The sequence below is a fragment of the Citrobacter sp. MGH106 genome, from assembly GCF_001037495.1.
In the GTDB taxonomy this organism is placed as follows: domain Bacteria; phylum Pseudomonadota; class Gammaproteobacteria; order Enterobacterales; family Enterobacteriaceae; genus Citrobacter; species Citrobacter murliniae.
Window position 1 is genome coordinate 148,656 of the sequence record NZ_KQ089823.1, and the last position, 18,692, is coordinate 167,347.

General features: G+C 51.2%; 19 protein-coding genes. 10 read left to right on the plus strand and 9 right to left on the minus strand.

Annotated features, from left to right (window positions below):
* Window positions 1-67: 67 nt before the first annotated feature.
* The gene (livK, locus tag SK36_RS20340) at window positions 68-1,177 is read right to left on the minus strand and encodes a high-affinity branched-chain amino acid ABC transporter substrate-binding protein LivK (protein ID WP_045449822.1); all 1,110 of its coding nucleotides are present in this window, start codon (window positions 1,175-1,177) and stop codon (window positions 68-70) included.
* A gap of 616 nt (window positions 1,178-1,793) precedes the next feature.
* Between livK and panM the strand changes: the two genes are divergently transcribed.
* Window positions 1,794-2,177, plus strand: a complete 384-nt coding sequence (gene panM, locus SK36_RS20345) for an aspartate 1-decarboxylase autocleavage activator PanM (protein ID WP_045449824.1) — start codon at window positions 1,794-1,796, stop codon at window positions 2,175-2,177.
* Between the two features lie 211 nt (window positions 2,178-2,388).
* Here the strand turns inward: panM and livJ are convergent, their stop codons facing one another.
* The 5 genes from livJ to ftsY all read right to left on the minus strand — a co-directional run bounded on the left by livJ (window position 2,389) and on the right by ftsY (window position 8,114).
* Complete coding sequence (gene livJ, locus SK36_RS20350; RefSeq protein WP_156184456.1) at window positions 2,389-3,492, minus strand: branched chain amino acid ABC transporter substrate-binding protein LivJ; 1,104 nt, start codon at window positions 3,490-3,492, stop codon at window positions 2,389-2,391.
* A 270-nt stretch (window positions 3,493-3,762) separates the two neighbouring features.
* On the minus strand, window positions 3,763-4,617 hold the full coding sequence (gene rpoH, locus SK36_RS20355; protein ID WP_045448525.1) for an RNA polymerase sigma factor RpoH: 855 nt from the start codon (window positions 4,615-4,617) through the stop codon (window positions 3,763-3,765).
* 254 nt (window positions 4,618-4,871) lie between these two features.
* Window positions 4,872-5,930 (minus strand): permease-like cell division protein FtsX, encoded by a 1,059-nt coding sequence (gene ftsX, locus SK36_RS20360; RefSeq protein WP_045448527.1) that lies wholly within the window; start codon window positions 5,928-5,930, stop codon window positions 4,872-4,874.
* The gene (ftsE, locus tag SK36_RS20365) at window positions 5,923-6,591 is read right to left on the minus strand and encodes a cell division ATP-binding protein FtsE (RefSeq protein ID WP_006687468.1); all 669 of its coding nucleotides are present in this window, start codon (window positions 6,589-6,591) and stop codon (window positions 5,923-5,925) included. The genes ftsX and ftsE overlap by 8 nt, the downstream gene beginning before the upstream one ends.
* 2 nt (window positions 6,592-6,593) lie before the next feature.
* Window positions 6,594-8,114: a signal recognition particle-docking protein FtsY gene (gene ftsY / locus SK36_RS20370; protein ID WP_048222954.1), complete on the minus strand. Its 1,521-nt coding sequence runs from the start codon at window positions 8,112-8,114 to the stop codon at window positions 6,594-6,596.
* A 151-nt stretch (window positions 8,115-8,265) separates the two neighbouring features.
* Here ftsY and rsmD point away from each other — a divergent pair, with 151 nt between their 5' ends.
* Both rsmD and SK36_RS20380 read left to right on the plus strand, forming a co-directional pair.
* Window positions 8,266-8,862 (plus strand): 16S rRNA (guanine(966)-N(2))-methyltransferase, encoded by a 597-nt coding sequence (rsmD, locus tag SK36_RS20375; protein ID WP_045448532.1) that lies wholly within the window; start codon window positions 8,266-8,268, stop codon window positions 8,860-8,862.
* Window positions 8,852-9,127: a DUF1145 family protein gene (locus SK36_RS20380; protein WP_045448534.1), complete on the plus strand. Its 276-nt coding sequence runs from the start codon at window positions 8,852-8,854 to the stop codon at window positions 9,125-9,127. Before rsmD ends, SK36_RS20380 begins: the two co-directional genes overlap by 11 nt.
* A gap of 44 nt (window positions 9,128-9,171) precedes the next feature.
* Here the strand turns inward: SK36_RS20380 and SK36_RS20385 are convergent, their stop codons facing one another.
* A complete protein-coding gene (locus SK36_RS20385) occupies window positions 9,172-9,531 on the minus strand; it encodes a DUF2500 domain-containing protein (protein ID WP_048222956.1) in 360 nt (119 codons plus the stop codon).
* Between the two features lie 141 nt (window positions 9,532-9,672).
* Here SK36_RS20385 and SK36_RS20390 point away from each other — a divergent pair, with 141 nt between their 5' ends.
* On the plus strand, window positions 9,673-10,299 hold the full coding sequence (locus SK36_RS20390) for a lysoplasmalogenase (protein ID WP_045448538.1): 627 nt from the start codon (window positions 9,673-9,675) through the stop codon (window positions 10,297-10,299).
* A gap of 75 nt (window positions 10,300-10,374) precedes the next feature.
* A complete protein-coding gene (gene zntA / locus SK36_RS20395) occupies window positions 10,375-12,573 on the plus strand; it encodes a Zn(II)/Cd(II)/Pb(II) translocating P-type ATPase ZntA (protein ID WP_048222958.1) in 2,199 nt (732 codons plus the stop codon).
* Between the two features lie 50 nt (window positions 12,574-12,623).
* On the opposite strand, the gene tusA is transcribed toward zntA, so the two are convergent.
* Window positions 12,624-12,869, minus strand: a complete 246-nt coding sequence (gene tusA / locus SK36_RS20400; RefSeq protein WP_003827551.1) for a sulfurtransferase TusA — start codon at window positions 12,867-12,869, stop codon at window positions 12,624-12,626.
* A 168-nt stretch (window positions 12,870-13,037) separates the two neighbouring features.
* Here tusA and SK36_RS20405 point away from each other — a divergent pair, with 168 nt between their 5' ends.
* On the plus strand, window positions 13,038-13,703 hold the full coding sequence (locus SK36_RS20405) for a 7-cyano-7-deazaguanine/7-aminomethyl-7-deazaguanine transporter (protein WP_045448542.1): 666 nt from the start codon (window positions 13,038-13,040) through the stop codon (window positions 13,701-13,703).
* Window positions 13,704-13,775: 72 nt separating this feature from the next.
* Window positions 13,776-14,333, plus strand: coding sequence for a DcrB family lipoprotein (locus SK36_RS20410; RefSeq protein ID WP_045448544.1), 558 nt, complete (start codon window positions 13,776-13,778; stop codon window positions 14,331-14,333).
* A gap of 3 nt (window positions 14,334-14,336) precedes the next feature.
* Here SK36_RS20410 and SK36_RS20415 read toward each other — a convergent pair whose 3' ends face one another.
* Window positions 14,337-15,554: an MFS transporter gene (locus SK36_RS20415; protein WP_045448546.1), complete on the minus strand. Its 1,218-nt coding sequence runs from the start codon at window positions 15,552-15,554 to the stop codon at window positions 14,337-14,339.
* Window positions 15,555-15,686: 132 nt separating this feature from the next.
* Between SK36_RS20415 and SK36_RS20420 the strand changes: the two genes are divergently transcribed.
* The 3 genes from SK36_RS20420 (at window position 15,687) to SK36_RS20430 (ending at window position 18,692) form a co-directional block, all read left to right on the plus strand.
* Window positions 15,687-16,733: an AI-2E family transporter gene (locus SK36_RS20420; RefSeq protein ID WP_048222960.1), complete on the plus strand. Its 1,047-nt coding sequence runs from the start codon at window positions 15,687-15,689 to the stop codon at window positions 16,731-16,733.
* A gap of 451 nt (window positions 16,734-17,184) precedes the next feature.
* Window positions 17,185-17,562, plus strand: coding sequence for a hypothetical protein (locus SK36_RS20425; protein ID WP_144243109.1), 378 nt, complete (start codon window positions 17,185-17,187; stop codon window positions 17,560-17,562).
* Between the two features lie 68 nt (window positions 17,563-17,630).
* On the plus strand, window positions 17,631-18,692 hold the full coding sequence (locus SK36_RS20430) for a class I SAM-dependent methyltransferase (RefSeq protein WP_045448552.1): 1,062 nt from the start codon (window positions 17,631-17,633) through the stop codon (window positions 18,690-18,692).

Here is an 18,692-nt window from a genome sequence, read left to right on the forward strand (position 1 = left end):
AATCCACTCTAAATAATTCGAGTTGCAGCCAACGCACCTGCGATTCGAAGTATAACGAGTGGCTGCCTTATTTGGCGGCGGTGGAAGAACCATCCGCGTGCCACTGGAAGACACCAAACTCAAATCCCTTCAAATCGCCTTTTTCGTCCCAATTCAGCGGCCCAATCACGGTGTCAGCCCCGTGAGCTTTCAGATCTTTCACCAGCTCCAGCGGTTCTTTGCTACCGCTACGATCCATAGCTGTCGCCAGCGACTGTACGGCGGCGTAGGTGATCCATACATAAGGTCCGGTTGGATCTTTCTTGTCAGCTTTGAGCGCATCCACGATACCTTTATTCGCCGGATCCTGGTCATAGCGTTTTGGCATCGTAACCAGCATGCCTTCAGCGGCATCACCTGCAATGTTGGACAGTGAGGCATTACCCACACCTTCTGGTCCCATAAACTGAGTTTTCAGACCAACAGAACGGGCCTGGCGCAGCATTTGTCCCATCTCCGGGTAATAGCCACCGTAGTAAACGAAGTCGATGTTCTCTTTTTTCAGGCGAGCAATCAGCGCAGAAAAATCTTTTTCACCCGCGGTGATCCCATCAAAGAAGACAATATTGGCTTTGCCCGCTTTCAGGCTGTCTTGTACCGAACGCGCAAGACCTTCGCCGTACTGCTGTTTATCGTGGATGATGGCGATACGCTGGGGCTTCACCGTCTCCAGAATGTATTTCGCGGCGGTCGGTCCCTGGGAGGAGTCCAGACCTGCGGTACGCATGATGTGCGCGTAGCCGCGTTGCGTCAGTTCCGGGTTGGTGGCTCCCGGGGAGATCATCAAAATACCTTCGTCTTCGTAGATATCGGAGGCTGGCTGAGTGGAGGACGAGCACAGGTGACCAATAACATACTGAATGCCGTCGTTAACGATTTTGTTCGCCACAGCCACAGCCTGTTTCGGATCGCAGGCATCGTCATATTCCACGCCCACCAGCTTGTCGCCTTTGATCCCGCCTTTAGCATTGATATCTTTAATTGCCTGACGTGCGCCATTAAATTCCATATCGCCCCACTGCGCGACCGGGCCTGACATCGCTCCGACAACAGCGACCTTAATATCTTCCGCCATGGCAGTGTGCGACATTGCCAGTGCTATCACTCCCGCGATGATTGTTTTCGCATTCCGTTTCATTAACTGAATCCCCATTCGTGATGTGTTTACACTTCATCCTTCAAGCTGCCTCAGTGTTGGCTACCTTCGCTCACCCCAGTCACTTACTTATGTAAGCTCCTGGGGATTTAATGAGGGACATCCCTGTCCCTCACCGAAGGCAGCCTTTGGCTGTTCAAATTCGTTCCAGACGAATTTGTCACTCCCTTGCCGCCTTGATGCAACTTGAATGATTTTGCGTATATATTTTGTATTTATATGGTTAAAAAGCAGACTGTGCTTTTTTTGAACTGCGCTATTTTTACCAGTCTCATTAATGGCTTAGCGCAGATTTTTAAGCATAATCAGGCTAAAATCTCTATTTTTCAGTCGATTAAGAAAAGATAATATTCTGCTTTTCACTATAGATAAACAAAAAAAAGTGCGTTTGTCAGCATAAAATAACGGCATAATGAGCGGAATAAAATGCTGCATTCCAGGGTATTATCCTGCCTGTTTTTCAATCTCTAATGTTTCAAACTGTCATTATCGTTGTTACAAAACTATTAACCTGGTTATTCGCATAAAAAAGAGAAAGCGTCCGGGTGAATTATTTCGGTACACTGATTTCATCTTTTGTGATTTGGACATGCTGTCAATGAAGCTGACCATCATTCGTTTAGAAAACTTTAGCGCTCAGGATCACATCGATCTGGGCAAAATCTGGCCTGAATATTCCGCCTCATCCTTAAGCGTAGATGACGCCCACCGGATCTATGCTGCGCGTTTTAACGAGCGTCTGCTGGGAGCGGTACGTGTGACACTGAGCGGTACGCAAGGCGCGCTGGATTCATTACGTGTTCGTGAAATCACGCGTCGTCGAGGCGTCGGGCAGTATTTAGTAGAGGAGGTTCTCCGGGATAACCCGGACGTTTCATGCTGGTGGATGGCGGATGTTGGCGTCGAGGACCGAAATACCATGGCCGCGTTTATGCATGCGTTAGGGTTTACTGCGCAGGCGGATGGCTGGGAGAAAAGATAAAATAACCGCCTCGCAATTTTCCAAGAATTTCGCGTTGCAGGAAGGCGGCAAGGGAGTGACAAATTCGTCTGGAACGAATTTGAACAGCCAAAGGCTGCCTTCGGTGAGGGACAGGGATGTCCCTCATTAAATCCCCGGGAACTTACATAAGTAAGTTCCCGGGGGAGAATAACGCAGCCAACGCCCCTGCAGCGCGAAAGGCGCAGGAAAATTATTTGGCGTCGGTTGCAGTACCGTTAGCGTGCCAGTCGAACACGCCAAACTCGAAGCCTTTCAGATCACCCTTCGAATCCCAGGACAGCGGCCCCATGACGGTTTCCACTGAGTTTGCTTTCAGGTATTTGGCAATTTCAGCTGGATCTTCAGACTGGTTCAGACCGGCCTGCAAAGACTGCAGTGCAGCGTAGGTCGTCCACACGAAGGCTCCGCTCGGATCCTGTTTCTTGGCCTTAATCGCATCTACGATTGGTTTGTTCGCAGGAACCTGATCGTAGTTCTTCGGCTTGGTTACCAGCAACCCTTCAGCAGATTCACCGGCAATGTTAGACAGCGATACGTTCGCAACTCCTTCCGGCCCCATAAACTGCGTTTTCAGACCTGCGGCGCGCGATTGACGTAAAATCTGCCCCATTTCCGGGTGATAACCACCATAGTAAACAAAGTCGATGTTCTCTTTCTTCAGGCGCGCTACCAGGGTAGAGAAGTCTTTTTCACCGGCGGTGATCCCGTCAAAGAATACTACGTTGGCGTTGCCTTTTTTCAGACCGTCCTGCACTGCGCGCGCCAGACCTTCACCATACTGCTGCTTATCGTGGATGATAGCGATGCGCTGCGGCTTCACTTTTTCCAGAATGTATTTCGCGGCGGTTGGCCCCTGATCGGAGTCCAGGCCGGTCGTACGCATAACCAGGTTATAGCCACGCGCAGTCAGTTCCGGTGCCGTAGCCGCCGGGGTGATCATCAGAATACCTTCATCTTCATAAATATCTGATGCTGGCTGAGTGGATGATGAGCAAAGGTGGCCGATAACGTATTTGATCCCGTCGTTGACCACTTTGTTAGCAACCGCTACCGCCTGCTTAGGGTCACAGGCGTCGTCGTATTTCACTACGGCCAGTTTGTCACCCTTAACGCCACCTTTTGCGTTGATGTCCGCAATCGCTTGTTCTGCACCGGTAAATTCCTGGTCGCCATACTGCGCCACCGGGCCCGACATCGCGCCGACGACGGCAACCTTAATATCCTTAGCAAACGCCATATTGCTCAAAGACAGGGCGATACATCCTGCCAATAACGCTTTACCCTTCATATTCATCCTGACAATCCCCATTATTGTGGTTATTACGTGTGTTGTGATGTTGTTGTTCAGCACTTTATTTCAATTATTGGATAGCCACCCGTGCTTTAGCAGCATACTCTGCTAAAACATACCCGATTTTTATTATTTTGGAATAGCTAAATTTGACATGCAGATAACAACTTGATGACAAAAAGCATAGACCTCAGGAGAGAGCAGGAGAGATAAAAACAAAAAACCCCAGATTTTCATCCAGGGTTTATAAGCATTTCCAGGTTTACTGGAAGGTTACGCTTCGATTGCCGCGCGCAGTTTTTTCATGGCGTTCTTTTCAAGCTGACGCACACGTTCAGCGGAGACGCCGTAGCGATCGGCCAGTTCCTGCAACGTCGACTTGTTGTCTTCGTCCAGCCAACGGGCACGAATGATGTCCTGGCTACGCTCGTCCAGACCCTGCATTGCGTCGGTCAGTCGGTTAGCCGCCTGCTCTTCCCAGTTGTCATCTTCGATGCCGTCAGCAAAGTTAGACGATTTATCCTGCAGATAAAGCACGGGAGCCATCGGCTGGCTGTCGGACTCGTCGTCCGAAGACATATCAAACGTCATGTCCTGCGCCGCCATACGGGATTCCATTTCGCGGACGTCTTTGCTGGAAACACCCAGCTCACGAGCAACCATTTCAACTTCATCCTGATTAAACCAGCCCAGACGCTGCTTGGTTTTACGCAGGTTAAAGAACAGCTTACGCTGTGCTTTGGTGGTCGCGACTTTAACGATACGCCAGTTACGCAGAACGTATTCGTGGATCTCAGCTTTGATCCAGTGCACGGCGAAGGAAACCAGGCGCACACCCACTTCCGGGTTGAAACGGCGCACGGCTTTCATCAGGCCGATATTACCTTCCTGAATCAGATCCGCCTGCGGCAGGCCATAGCCCGCATAATTACGAGCAACATGAACAACAAAGCGCAGGTGAGACAGGATCAGCGTTTTAGCTGCTTCCAGATCGCCCTGGTAATGCAGCTTTTCAGCCAGTGCCCGCTCCTCGTCAGCCGACAACATCGGCCACGCGTTCGCAGCCCGGATGTAAGACTCCAGGTTACCAACAGGGGCTAAAGCTAAATTTTGCATTTCTTTGGTCATTCAAATCCTCTCAATCTGTATCATCTGGCGCGATGGAAAACCAATAGCAACAACCATGCCAGAGCTTATGAGCAACGAGAATATCATTCAATCTTTTATCAGACAGTGATTTTATCCACAAGTTCCATGTCGTATTGTGTATAAATTACGCACAAAATGTGACATCACGATGAATGCGCCGGGAAGAGAAAACAGTGACTCTTTCCCTGCAGAGCGAACTACTCAGTGCAGGGAAAGATTATACCAGAGATTTTTTAATCGGGGGTAAAGTGGCGTAAATGTTGAACCGTGGCAAGCCAGGCTGCCACCCAGCCAATCATCGAGCACACCAGCAGAAGCAGCAGGCATTCATCAAATGATAAGCCATTGATATCAAACTTTGTTCCAAAAATCTGCGCCACTTCTGTTACCGCTGACGACAGCCGCATCACCAAAATTTCTGACAAAATCAGTGAAAGAAATGCGCCAGAAAAGCCTAACAGCGCCCCACCGTAGAGGAACGGTCGCAGGATAAATCCATCCGTTGCACCAATCAGTTTCTGTACGTTAATGGTATCGCGACGAGCAAAGATACTCAGACGTACACTGTTACCGATGACCAGGAAGACCGCTGCCACCATCAGCACGCCAATCATCGCTGACACACGCCCAACCAGTCCCGTCAGCGCAGCCAGCCGCGCAAACCAGCTGTCATCCATGCGAACTTCATCAATACCATTGATTTGCGTAATACGGTCACGCAGCGTATTCAGCGACTCCGTGCCCTGGAAATCCAGTTTCGGGATCACCACCGCCACAGCCGGAAGCGGGTTCTCTTCCAGCATATCCAGCGCACCACCAAAACCGGACCAGTTGCGGAATTCGCCCAGCGCATCATCGCGGGAAAGATAATTCACTTTCTCCACGCCCTGCTCTGCCTGCAATTGACCCACCACCCGCGCCGCCGCATCGTCATCCAGCGTTTTTTGCAGATAAACAGTGATCTGCGGGGACGGATAATACTGGCTTGCCGCCTGGTTAACGTTCTTATAAACCATGTAGCAGACGCTTGGCAGCGTCAGGGAGATGGCGATTACCATCACCGTCAGGAATGTCGCCAGTGGCTTACTTTTCAGATCCTGTAACGCCCCCTGGAATGCATAGCGCACCTGCTCGTTAAAGACGTTGGTTTTACGCGAGTTCGGCTTCGGCGATGATTTTGCACGCTTTGGCGCGTTGCGACCACCGTCCCCCGGAGCACCGCCCGATTTACGGAAGCGGTCCAGTCGGCCACCAAACTGTTTAATTTGATTGATAGCGTCGCGCCTATTCATGGGCCAGGCCTCCATGCAGATGTCCATCGCTCAGGACAAGCTGACGATATGAACGTCGGGAGATCAGCCCAATATCGTGCGTTGCCATTAATACCGTTACTCCTACGCGGTTAAACTCTTCAAACAAGCGTAAGATCCCTTCCGACAGCGCATCGTCGAGGTTCCCTGTAGGTTCATCCGCCAGAAGTACCGCAGGCTTATTCACCACCGCACGGGCAATCCCCACGCGCTGCTGTTCGCCGCCGGAGAGTTGAATCGGGAAGTTCTTCGCTTTGTCCAACAGCCCGACCTTGTCCAGTGCCGCCGACACGCGGCGACGGATATCGTCCCCGCTGGCACCCGCAATGATGAGCGGGATTGCTACGTTGTCAAAAACGGTTCGGTCCATCAACAGATGGTGATCCTGAAAAATCATCCCGATCTGACGGCGCAGAAAAGGCACTTCACGGTTTTTTAAACGGCTAATGTCATGCCCGCTGAAGTAGATTTTCCCGGCGCTGGGCCGCTCAATTCCACAGATCAGCTTCAGCAGGGTACTTTTCCCCGCACCGGAGTGGCCGGTCAGAAACGCCATCTCGCCAGGCTGCATATGGAATGTGACTCCCTGCAGCGCTTGTCTCCCACCGAGATAGGCCTTGCTGACATGTTCAAAGCGAATCATTGTTAATCCTCTCGGGCAAAAAGTGCCTCTATAAAATCGTCCGCTTTAAACGGACGTAAATCCTCGATACGTTCGCCCACGCCGATATAACGGATAGGGATGCCAAACTGGTCGGCAACCGAGAAAATTACTCCACCTTTCGCCGTACCGTCCAGCTTGGTGAGGGTAATACCGGTCAATCCCACCGCTTCATGGAACAGTTTGGCCTGGCTTATTGCATTCTGCCCGGTACTGGCGTCAAGGGTCAGCATAATTTCATGCGGCGCATCCTCGTCCAGCTTCTTCATGACACGAACGATTTTTTTCAATTCTTCCATCAGGTGCGCTTTGTTCTGCAAGCGACCCGCAGTATCAGCGATCAGCACGTCAACGTTACGCGCCTTCGCAGCCTGAATAGCATCAAAGATAACGGATGCGGAATCCGCGCCGGTATGCTGAGCAATCACCGGGATGTTGTTACGCTGACCCCAGACCTGCAGCTGCTCTACCGCCGCAGCACGGAAGGTGTCCCCGGCTGCCAGCATCACCGACTTACCCTGCTGCTCAAACTGGCGCGCCAGCTTACCGATGGTGGTCGTTTTACCCACACCGTTCACACCCACCATTAAAATAACAAATGGCGTTTTACCATCAACATTCAGCGGTTCATCAACCTTTGCCAGAATCTCGCCCATTTCATCTTTCAGCAGACCATACAGCGCTTCTGCATCACGCAGTTGCTTGCGGCTGGCGCCTTCCGTCAGATTGGCGATGATCTTGCGGGTGGTTTCCACACCCACGTCAGCGATCAGTAACTGCTCTTCCAGCTCTTCAAACAGATCATCGTCGATCTTTTTACCACGGAACAGACTGATAAATCCGGAACCGAGGTTTTCTTTTGTTTTCAGCAAGCTGCGTTTAAGACGCGCAAAGAAACCTTCTTTCGTCGGCTTTTCCTGCTCCTGCGCGGCCTCTTCTTCTACCGTTTCCTCTACCAAACCCTCTTCCGCTGGGGTATCTTCAACCGGTACAACAGTTTCGGCTTCTTCCACCGCCACGGCTGCCAGCGCCTGCGCTTCCAGCTCTTCGTCAGTCAGTTGCGGTTCGTTATCCGCTTCTTCTTCAACCGCCTCCACAATTTCAACGGTTTCCGCTTCGGCCTGCCACTCCTCAGGTGAAGTTTCTTCAGCTTTCACCTCTTCCGGCAGCGGCAACTCTTCGCGTTCAATAACCTCAACGGCGGCCACTGTCGGTTCAGGTGCTTCAACAACCGGCTGAACATGTTCGGCAACGGGCTCTATTTCAGGCTGCAGCTTTTCGATTTCCGCAACCTGTTCCGTGACTTCAACAACTTCAGCAGCAAAAGCTTCTGATTCCGCTTCACTATGCGTTTCCTGCGCGCGAGGTTGTTCCTCTACGACGACAGTTTCTTCGGCAACCGATTGTTGTTCTTCGTTTTTTAATTCTGTCTCGTTTTCCGGTGCCTGCTCTTTTTGACCAAAGCCCAGCCAGGAAAAAAAGCCACGTTTTTTCTCTTTCGCCATTTGCGACTACACTCCCCCGCTGTTGCTTCATGGCACAGCGTCAACGCTATGTACATAGCAGCTATAAAAATGATGAAATAGTCTATCACTTAACTCAACTCACATCACCGCCTGGAACGACATGCTATAGGCGGATTGAGCAATAATCGAAATGAAAAAACCGAATCACTCAGGCAGCGGTCAGATCCGCATTATTGGCGGGCAATGGCGGGGCCGTAAACTCCCGGTTCCGGACAGTCCCGGTTTACGACCGACGACCGACCGAGTCCGCGAAACATTGTTTAACTGGCTGGCCCCGGTGATGGTCGACGCGCGCTGCCTCGACTGCTTCGCCGGAAGCGGCGCGCTGGGGCTGGAAGCCCTCTCCCGCTATGCAGCAGACGCCACGCTGCTGGAGATGGACCGTGCGGTATCGCAGCAGTTACAAAAGAATCTTGCCACACTTAAGGCAAGCCATGCCCGCGTCATCAACACCAACACGCTCGCATTTCTGGCCCAGGCGGGTACGCCGCATAATGTGGTGTTTGTTGATCCACCTTTTCGCAAAGGTTTACTGGAAGAAACATTAACTCTTCTGGAAACAAACAACTGGCTGGCAAACGAGGCGTATATTTACGTGGAAAGCGAAGTTGAAAACGGTCTGCCTCCGGTTCCTGTTAACTGGTCGTTGTATCGCGAAAAGGTAGCCGGACAGGTCGCCTATCGCCTGTATCAACGCGAAGCCAAAGGAGAGCACAATGCTGATTAATCTGGGACGCTTATTGATGCTCTGCGTCTGGGCCTTTTTACTGCTTAATATTTTTCAGCCGTTTCCACGCCCACTCAACATCTTCGTTAACGTTGCACTGGTGTTTATGGCACTGATGCATGGGATGCAGTTAGCGCTGTTAAAAAGCACGTTGCCAAAAGATGGCCCGCAGATGACCCGCGGTGAGAAAATCCGCATTTTTCTGTTTGGCGTGTTTGAGCTACTGGTCTGGCAGAAGAAAATTAAGACTCAGTTGAAGAAGTAACCGCAATGCCGGATGGCGGTTTACGCCTTATCCGGCCTGCTCAATTACGGTTGTGCGCTAAACCCCTCAAAGCGCGAGCCTTTGTAACTCAGCGTGCCCTTGTCCCCGACCGTTAATGCATGATATTGCTGCGCATCAAGACGAAACGTCTGCTCCAGACCTCCATTTTGCGGCTTGAAGCTCGCTTCATAACGCATGCTGGTGCCCGCCGGAGTCACTTCCTGCTGACGTGAACGCCTGTCGTTAAGCTGCTTTTCTCGTTTATTACTTACCACCACCTGCTTTTGCACCAGCGGTGCGGCATCATTATCCGCTTTTTCACGTCGCTGCTGAACAAAGCGAAACGATGCGGCAATAACAATTAATACAATGATAACAATGAAAAAAAGTGGTGGTTTACTCATATTATTAACCCATCAGAAAATGCGGAAATAAGCATAACCTGCCTGTTATGGTGTTGTCATCTGGCGCTATCGGCCTCTACACTGGTCAGAAGAGCCGTAGGCACCCCGCTTACGAAAAAATAACGAATTCAAGGAACTAAGATGCTTTGGTCGTTTATCGCTGTCTGTCTTTCCGCATGGCTGTTTGTAGATGCCTCTTATCGTGGCCCCGTCTGGCAACGTTGGGTCTTTAAGCCACTCACATTATTACTCCTGCTGTTACTGGCCTGGCAGGCACCAATGTTTAACGCCGTCAGCTACCTGGTGCTGGCCGGCTTGTTTGCCTCACTACTGGGCGATGCACTGACACTGTTGCCACGTCAACGCCTGTTGTATGCCGTGGGCGCGTTTTTCCTGTCGCATTTGCTGTATACCATTTATTTCGCCAGCCAAATGACACTGTCGTTCTTCTGGCCACTGCCGTTGGTGCTGCTGGTGATGGGAGCCTTACTGATCGCCGTGATCTGGACGCGACTGGAAGAGCTTCGCTTAGCAATATGTACCTTTATCGGCATCACCCTGATGATGGTATGGATGGCCGGTGAGCTCTGGTTCTTCCGCCCAACTGCCCCGGCGCTGTCAGCATTTATGGGGGCCGCGTTACTGTTTGTCGGCAATATTGTCTGGCTGGGAAGTCATTATCGTTGCCGCTTCCGCGCTGATAATGCAATTGCCGCCGCCTGCTACTTTGCCGGACATTTCCTGATTGTTCGTTCGCTGTATCTTTAAAAATGCTTGACTCTGGAGTCGACTCCAGAGTGTATCCTCCGGTTAATACGAAATGATTATCGACCGGAGGATGCCATGTCGACACCAGATGCCAATGGCAAAAAGGCCCCACAGTTTTCTTCATTCAAGCTTGCTCCTGCACCACAGAAGGCAGATGACTGCTGCTGTGAAGGGAGTTGCTCAACCCCACCGCCCGTTTCCGATGCCGTTGAAGGTACTCGCTATTCCTGGAAAGTAGCGGGTATGGATTGCGCTGCCTGCGCCCGTAAAGTTGAAAATGCGGTCCGTCAGGTCAGTGGTGTCAATCACGTTCAGGTGCTGTTCGCGACTGAAAAACTGGTGGTCAATACCGACGCCGATATCCGCCAACAAATTGAAAACGCGGTGCAAAAGGCAGGCTATACCCTGCGCGATGAGCAGGCTCCGCAAGAGGCCCCCGAGTCCCGATTTAAAGAGAACCTGCCGCTGATTACGCTGGTCATCATGATGGCTATCAGTTGGGGACTGGAGCAGTTCAATCACCCTTTTGGTCAGATGGCGTTTATCGCCACCACGCTGGTTGGTCTGTATCCTATTGCCCGTCAGGCCCTGCGCCTGATGAAAACCGGCAGCTACTTCGCCATTGAAACACTGATGAGCGTTGCCGCCATTGGCGCGCTGTTTATTGGTGCCACGGCTGAAGCCGCGATGGTTTTACTGCTGTTCTTAATTGGCGAACGCCTGGAAGGATGGGCAGCCAGCCGCGCCCGTAAAGGCGTCAGCGCCCTGATGGCACTGAAACCAGAAACCGCCACACGCCTGCATAATGGCAAGCGTGAAGAGGTCGCCATTAATACTCTCCAGCCTGGCGACATTATCGAAGTTGCCGCGGGTGGACGTTTACCTGCCGATGGCAAACTGGTCTCCGATTTTGCCAGTTTTGATGAAAGCGCACTCACCGGCGAATCTATCCCGGTTGAACGCGCAACCGGCGAAAAAGTCCCGGCGGGCGCAACCAGCGTCGACCGTCTGGTCACACTTGAAGTTCTCTCTGAACCCGGTGCCAGCGCCATTGACCGCATTCTGAAACTGATTGAAGAAGCCGACGAGCGTCGCGCGCCCATTGAGCGTTTTATTGACCGCTTCAGCCGGATTTACACCCCAGCTATTATGGCGGTTGCCCTGCTGGTCACCCTCGTGCCGCCGCTGCTGTTTGCTGCATCCTGGCAGGAGTGGATTTATAAAGGGCTGACGCTGTTGTTGATTGGTTGTCCATGCGCATTGGTTATCTCTACGCCTGCAGCGATCACCTCCGGTCTGGCAGCAGCGGCACGTCGTGGGGCGCTCATTAAAGGCGGTGCGGCACTGGAACAACTGGGCAGAGTCACTCAGGTGGCGTTTGATAAAACCGGAACGCTGACTGTAGGTAAACCCCGCGTAACAGCCATTCATCCAGCGAGCAATATCAGCGAGTCCGAACTCCTGGCACTGGCGGCGGCGGTAGAACAAGGCGCCACGCATCCACTGGCACAGGCGATTGTTCGCGAAGCACAAACCCGTGAATTGACCATCCCAGGGGCCAAAGCACAGCGTGCGCTGGTTGGTTCAGGCATTGAAGCGCAGGTTAATGGCGAACGCGTGCTGATTTGCGCCGCAGGTAAACAACCTGCCGAAGCCTTTACCGGGCAGATAAGTGAACTGGAAAGCGCAGGACAAACGGTAGTGCTGGTGCTGCGCAACAATGCCGTGTTGGGTGTAATTGCCTTGCAGGATACGTTGCGTGACGACGCCCGCACCGCCATCAGCGAGCTTCATCAGTTAGGTGTGAAAGGTGTGATCCTCACCGGCGATAATCCACGAGCAGCAGCAGCGATTGCCAGTGAACTGGGTCTGGAGTTCAAAGCCGGGCTACTGCCGGAAGACAAAGTTCGGGTGGTAACCAGCCTGAACCAGCAGTCGCCTCTAGCAATGGTCGGTGACGGAATTAACGACGCTCCGGCAATGAAAGCCGCCACTATCGGCATTGCAATGGGAAGCGGGACCGACGTCGCGCTGGAAACCGCAGACGCCGCCCTGACCCATAACCGTTTGCGTGGTCTGGTACAAATGATTCAACTGGCGCGCGCCACTCACGCCAATATTCGTCAGAATATTGCGATTGCGCTGGGACTGAAGGGAATTTTTCTGATTACCACACTGCTCGGGATCACCGGATTGTGGCTGGCGGTGCTGGCAGATACGGGGGCGACGGTTCTTGTGACTGCCAACGCGTTGCGACTGTTACGTAAAGGATAACGCGTTTTGTCGGCCGGATGGGACGCTTTAGCGTCGGCATCCGGCAGCGATTACTGACCCTTACGCACTAAATAACGGTACGGCAGAGAGTCGGTCTCTTTTGCCACCAACTCATGCTCCATAAACGTGCAGAAGCCGGGAATATCGCGGGTTGTCGCCGGATCGTCCGCGACAATCAGCAGCGTTTCTCCGGCCTGCATGCCGCGTACGGTTTTACGCACCATCATTACCGGTTCCGGGCAGCGCAGTCCCTGTGCATCAAGGGTATGGTCGGGAGAGGTAAACAAATCGCTCATCATTATCTCGTTCAATAAAAAACGGCGTTATTTTACGCTCTGTTGGTCAGTAAGCCAATCAGGTTAACGATTGCGTGAAAAACAACCATTGCAATGTGCTCTTAAAGCAGTATCATGCGACGGTTTTTTATTGGGTTCCCTCACCCCATCCAACAAAAAGGTCACAATATGACTCCGTTTACACAAACTCAGCGCGTAAAAGCGTTGTTCTGGCTATCGCTATTTCATCTGCTGGTGATCACCTCCAGCAACTATCTGGTGCAGCTTCCGATCTCCATCTTTGGTTTTCATACCACATGGGGTGCTTTTAGCTTTCCGTTTATTTTCCTCGCAACCGACCTGACCGTACGTATTTTTGGCGCACCGCTGGCACGACGCATCATCTTTGCAGTGATGGTCCCCGCGCTGCTGATCTCATATGTTATTTCAGCACTGTTTTATATGGGATCCTGGCAGGGATTCGGCGCGCTGCTGCACTTTAACCTGTTTGTTGCCCGTATCGCCGCCGCCAGCTTTATGGCCTACGCGCTGGGACAAATTCTGGACGTGCATGTCTTCAACCGTCTGCGTCAGAACCGTCGCTGGTGGCTGGCACCCACGGCTTCAACGTTGTTTGGCAATATCAGCGATACGCTGGCCTTCTTCTTTATCGCCTTTTGGCGTAGCCCGGATGCCTTTATGGCAGAGCACTGGATGGAAATCGCGCTTGTTGATTACTGCTTCAAGGTGCTGATCAGTATTATTTTCTTCCTGCCGATGTACGGCGTGCTGTTGAATATGTTACTGAAAAGGCTGGCAGATAAATCCGAAATATCGGCATTGCAGACGAGTTAAAGGTTCATTTTCCGAGTTGTGATAAGATGGACGAATGAGCCGTTATGGCCGTTTATCGAAAGGAAGAAGTCAATGCGCAATCTGGTTAAATATGTCGGTATTGGCCTGCTGGTTATGGGGCTTGCGGCCTGTGATAATAGCGATTCAAAAGCACCAGCAGAGGGTGCTGCCGCAGAAAGTAGCGCTACCGGACAACCGGTTAGCCTGCTGGATGGCAAACTCAGTTTTTCCCTGCCAGCAGACATGACCGATCAGAGCGGCAAGCTAGGTACTCAGGCCAACAACATGCACGTGTACTCTGATGCTACCGGCCAAAAAGCAGTGATTGTGATTGTCGGCGACGATACCAGCGAAGACCTGGCTGTTCTGGCAAAACGTCTGGAAGATCAGCAGCGCAGCCGTGACCCGCAGTTACAGGTGGTCACTAACAAGTCGATTGAACTGAAAGGTCACACTCTTCAGCAGTTAGACAGCATCATCTCCGCGAAAGGCCAGACTGCTTACTCTTCCGTGGTACTGGGGAAAGTCAACAACCAGCTGCTGACTCTGCAAATCACGTTGCCTGCTGACGATCAGCAGAAAGCGCAGACTACCGCAGAAAATATCATTAACACCCTGGTTATCCAGTAATCGTTAAGATGATGATGCTGCCTCCGATGATGCAATCGGGGGCCGTTTTTTTAGCCTCCAGGTCAGCAGGAACGCCACCGCAACCAGCCCGGCTGCCGCCAGATAGATAACTGGCACGTCCGCCCATGTCATCACCAACCCCGCCAGCGGCCCGGTGACCCCTAGCGATAAATCCATAAACACCGTATAAGTTGCCAGCGCAGCACCCTGATTCTGTTGCGGTACAGCTTTTACCGCCACTACGCCCAACGCGGGGAAGACCAGCGAGAATCCCGCACCTGCCAGCAAAACGCCTATTTTCGCCATCCACGGCATGGATGCCATCCCTACCAGCAGCAGCCCAACGATCTCTACGCTGAAGCAGATCATCGCCACATTCAAACCACCTAACCGATTGATACCATTTGGGAATAACAAACGAGTACCGACAAACGTGCAACTGAACAGCGTTAGCGCAAATGCAGCACCGTCCCAACCTTTGGCGTCATAAAACAGCGTAATAAAGGTGGCGATCACCCCAAATCCTGCGGAGGCCAGCGCCAGCGCCATGCCATACAACCAGACGCGTCCGAGTACCGCGCGAAACGGCAGCGGTTTGCCCTTGCTGGCCTTCACTGCCGGGCGAGGGAGTGCCAGCAGTATCGCCAGTAGCGCCACCCCCATGACGGTTAATGCCAGTCCTTGTAATCCGCCCCAGGCATAGCACAGTACGCCTAGTGGTGCGCCTATCGCCATCGCGCCGTAGGTGACGATGCCATTCCACGAAATCACCCGGCCAATGTGTATTGACCCCACTACTCCCACGCCCCACAACGTGGATCCCGTGCCAGCAAAACTTTGCCCAATTCCCAGTATCACGCGTCCCAGACACAGCAGCAGCAAACTCGCCATTGGCCAGCCGCTGGTCGAACCCGCCAGCAAATAGCCCAGCCCACTTAAAAAGCAGCCACACAGTCCGAAAACTACGATCTTCTTCGGCCCCAGCAGATCGGCATATCGACCAGCATGGGGACGACTCAGTAGCGTGGCGAAATACTGCAGGCTAATCACCAGTCCGGCCCAGAAGGCGCTAAAGCCCATAACATCATGGACATATCCCGGCAGAACCGCGAGCGGCAAGCCGATAGTCAGGTAGCTGGCGAAGTTAAACATTACCACGGAGACAATGCGCAGATTGAGACGTAATCCGCTAAACGTTGGTTCAGCGACGGGTTCGGGCATGGAGTGTCACCACATTTTTACAACAGTGTTTCATATCTACCATGATGCAGAAGAGAAATCAGCAGCCAGATTAGGAATATCTGTCGCAAGCCAGCCGCTACACTTAATGCAAAACGTAAAAAGGAAGAATACATGACAACCTCTCAGCCCGATAAAACGGGTTTGCACATTCTGCTCAAACTTGCCGCTCTGGTTGTTATCCTCGCAGGCATACATGCCGCCGCAGATATTATTGTGCAACTACTGCTGGCCCTCTTTTTTGCCATTGTATTGAATCCACTGGTCACCTGGTTTATTCGCCGGGGAGTACGTCGACCGATCGCCATTACGCTGGTAGTGATGGTGATGTTGATCGTTCTCACCGCGCTGGTGGGTGTTCTTGCTTCCTCAGTCAATGAGTTTATCGGCATGCTGCCAAAGTACAACAAGGAGCTAACACGCAAGGTACTGTATCTGCAGGATATGATGCCCTTTCTTAATCTGCATATGTCGCCAGAGCGCATGCTACAACGCATTGATTCTGACAAGCTGATGACCTTTACAACCACGCTGATGACCGGAGTTTCCGGTGCGATGGCAAGCGTCGTCCTGCTGGTAATGACGGTGGTATTTATGCTGTTTGAAGTACGCCATGTCCCCTACAAAATGCGTTTTGCGCTGAATAATCCGCAAATCCATATTGCTGGTCTTCATCGGGCATTAAAGGGCGTCTCTCACTATCTGGCGCTAAAAACGCTACTCAGCCTATGGACAGGAGCTATCATCTGGCTGGGGCTGGCGCTAATGGGTATTCAGTTTGCTCTGATGTGGGGCGTACTGGCATTCCTGTTAAATTACGTACCCAATATTGGTTCCGTCATTTCCGCCGTACCACCGATGATCCAGGCACTGTTGTTCAATGGCATCTACGAATGCGTGCTCGTTGGCGCACTTTTTCTGGCGGTACATATGGTGATTGGTAACATCCTTGAGCCACGCATGATGGGACATCGCTTAGGATTGTCGACGCTGATCGTATTTCTCTCCTTGCTGGTATGGGGATGGCTACTCGGCCCGGTAGGAATGCTGCTCTCCGTACCATTAACCAGCGTGTGCAAAATTTGGATGGAAACCACCACAGGCGGCAGCAAACTGGCTATTTTACTTGGACCAGGCAGACCCAAAAGCCGGCTTCCCTGAAAAACTACCAACCGGGGTAGTTCTTACACGACCATTAAACTGGTATAAGCGTAGATATATATGCCGATTTGCCATAAATAAGATAATGAAAATAAGTTCATTATCTTATTTAAGGAAACACATTAAATTCATGAATTGAATATATAAAACAATAAATTTCAAAAATCATTTAACCCAAACCAACCCTCTATATTTAAAGGTTATTTCCATTGATATCGTTTGCTTGACAACCTATACTTACCACCGACAATAGCGACGTAGACTTTCCGTTGCAGAAAAACATAGAATATTATACTCAGGTAATTCCATCACCTTGCTATCAGTCTTGTGAAATAGATCACAAATTTAGCTTAAATAAAATCACAAGGTGATGCGGGTGATCATTATTTCGCAGCTTATTATTTAACACGTATAAACAGTACTTTGATAGGGAGTTTTAATGAAACAGTATATTAAATGGTTTGCGGCAATTGCTGTTGTCGGTGCGCTGGCAGGTTGTGCGCGTACCGCGCCGATTGATCAAGTACACTCCAGCGTTAGCGCAGGGCACACTCAGGATCAGGTAAAAACCGCTATTCTGAAAGCAGGCGTTCAACGCCAGTGGATCATGTCTGAGGTTAGCCCTGGCGTCATCAAAGCACGTCAGCAAACCCGCGATCATGTGGCTGAAGTCCGTATTACCTATACCGCCACCAGCTACGACATCAAATATGACAGCAGCCTCAATCTGCAGGCTTCAGGCGGGAAAATTCACAAAAACTATAACCGCTGGGTGCGCAATCTGGATAAAGACATCCAGATCAATTTGTCAACCGGTGCCAATCTGTAATTATGCCTAAAGTCGGGCCGATAAGGCCCGATACTCTAACTATCTGCCATTTAACAGGTTGTTCCCACATGTACGAACAGGATTCGCTTAGCGCACTGGATGCCATTACTGAAGCACAACGAATCGCATTTGCCCCTATGCTTTTTCAAACCGCGTTGTGCCTGCGAAATGCGGGAGTACTCGCCTGGCTGGACAAGCAAGGTAAACGCGGCGCGACACTCGACGAAATTACTGAAAACAGTACCATCAACGAATATGCCGCCAGCATACTGCTGGATATGGGGTTAAGCGGGCGAATCATTACCTATAAAGAGGGGCATTATTACCTCGCTAAAGTCGGTCATTTTCTTTTACATGACACGATGACGCGTGTGAATATGGATTTCACCCAGGATGTTTGCTATCAGGGTTTGTTCTATCTGGAGAATGCGCTGAAAGAAGGAAAACCCGCTGGATTAAAAATCTTTGGTGACTGGCCAACAATCTATCCCGCTCTGTCGCAATTACCGCCGGCTGCGCGTGAAAGTTGGTTTGCTTTCGATCATTACTATTCAGATGGGGCATTTGACGCCGCACTGCCATATGTATTCGCCAGCGCCCCTGCAACCCTGTACGATATTGGCGGAAATACCGGGAAATGGGCATTACGTTGTTGTCAACATGATGACAATATTGCAGTAACCCTATTAGATTTACCGCAACAAATTGCACTTGCACGTGAAAATATCGAAAATGCAGGATTATCTCATCGCATAAATTTCCATCCTGTGGATATGCTTAGCGATTCGCCTTTACCCGCCGAGGCGGATATCTGGTGGATGAGCCAATTCCTGGATTGTTTTTCTCCGGAACAAATTATCACCATGCTTAGCAATATTGCCCGCGTGATGAAACCCGGCGCAAAGTTGTGCATTATGGAACTGTTTTGGGATGCCCAAAAATTTGAAGCGGCCTCATTTAGCCTGAATGCGTCTTCGCTTTATTTTACCTGTATGGCGAATGGCAACAGCCGTTTCTACAGCGTAGAGAAGTTTTATCACTATCTGAATCAGGCAGGATTTCAGGTAGATGAACGCCACGACAACTTAGGTGTTGGACATACTTTATTGATATGTCAGAAGAAAAAATAA

Bases quoted from the DNA above. Each gene is read 5' to 3' on its own strand.
- livJ (WP_156184456.1), bottom strand. From the start codon at position 3,492: ATGAATATGAAGGGTAAAGCGTTATTGGCAGGATGTATCGCCCTGTCT.
- SK36_RS20380 (WP_045448534.1), top strand. From the start codon at position 8,852: ATGCTGATTAATCTGGGACGCTTATTGATGCTCTGCGTCTGGGCCTTT.
- zntA (WP_048222958.1), top strand. From the start codon at position 10,375: ATGTCGACACCAGATGCCAATGGCAAAAAGGCCCCACAGTTTTCTTCA.
- SK36_RS20405 (WP_045448542.1), top strand. From the start codon at position 13,038: ATGACTCCGTTTACACAAACTCAGCGCGTAAAAGCGTTGTTCTGGCTA.
- SK36_RS20420 (WP_048222960.1), top strand. From the start codon at position 15,687: ATGACAACCTCTCAGCCCGATAAAACGGGTTTGCACATTCTGCTCAAA.
- SK36_RS20410 (WP_045448544.1), top strand. From the start codon at position 13,776: ATGCGCAATCTGGTTAAATATGTCGGTATTGGCCTGCTGGTTATGGGG.
- rpoH (WP_045448525.1), bottom strand. From the start codon at position 4,617: ATGACCAAAGAAATGCAAAATTTAGCTTTAGCCCCTGTTGGTAACCTG.
- ftsX (WP_045448527.1), bottom strand. From the start codon at position 5,930: ATGAATAGGCGCGACGCTATCAATCAAATTAAACAGTTTGGTGGCCGA.
- SK36_RS20415 (WP_045448546.1), bottom strand. From the start codon at position 15,554: ATGCCCGAACCCGTCGCTGAACCAACGTTTAGCGGATTACGTCTCAAT.
- SK36_RS20430 (WP_045448552.1), top strand. From the start codon at position 17,631: ATGTACGAACAGGATTCGCTTAGCGCACTGGATGCCATTACTGAAGCA.
- livK (WP_045449822.1), bottom strand. From the start codon at position 1,177: ATGAAACGGAATGCGAAAACAATCATCGCGGGAGTGATAGCACTGGCA.
- SK36_RS20390 (WP_045448538.1), top strand. From the start codon at position 9,673: ATGCTTTGGTCGTTTATCGCTGTCTGTCTTTCCGCATGGCTGTTTGTA.
- panM (WP_045449824.1), top strand. From the start codon at position 1,794: ATGAAGCTGACCATCATTCGTTTAGAAAACTTTAGCGCTCAGGATCAC.
- ftsY (WP_048222954.1), bottom strand. From the start codon at position 8,114: ATGGCGAAAGAGAAAAAACGTGGCTTTTTTTCCTGGCTGGGCTTTGGT.
- ftsE (WP_006687468.1), bottom strand. From the start codon at position 6,591: ATGATTCGCTTTGAACATGTCAGCAAGGCCTATCTCGGTGGGAGACAA.
- rsmD (WP_045448532.1), top strand. From the start codon at position 8,266: ATGAAAAAACCGAATCACTCAGGCAGCGGTCAGATCCGCATTATTGGC.
- tusA (WP_003827551.1), bottom strand. From the start codon at position 12,869: ATGAGCGATTTGTTTACCTCTCCCGACCATACCCTTGATGCACAGGGA.
- SK36_RS20385 (WP_048222956.1), bottom strand. From the start codon at position 9,531: ATGAGTAAACCACCACTTTTTTTCATTGTTATCATTGTATTAATTGTT.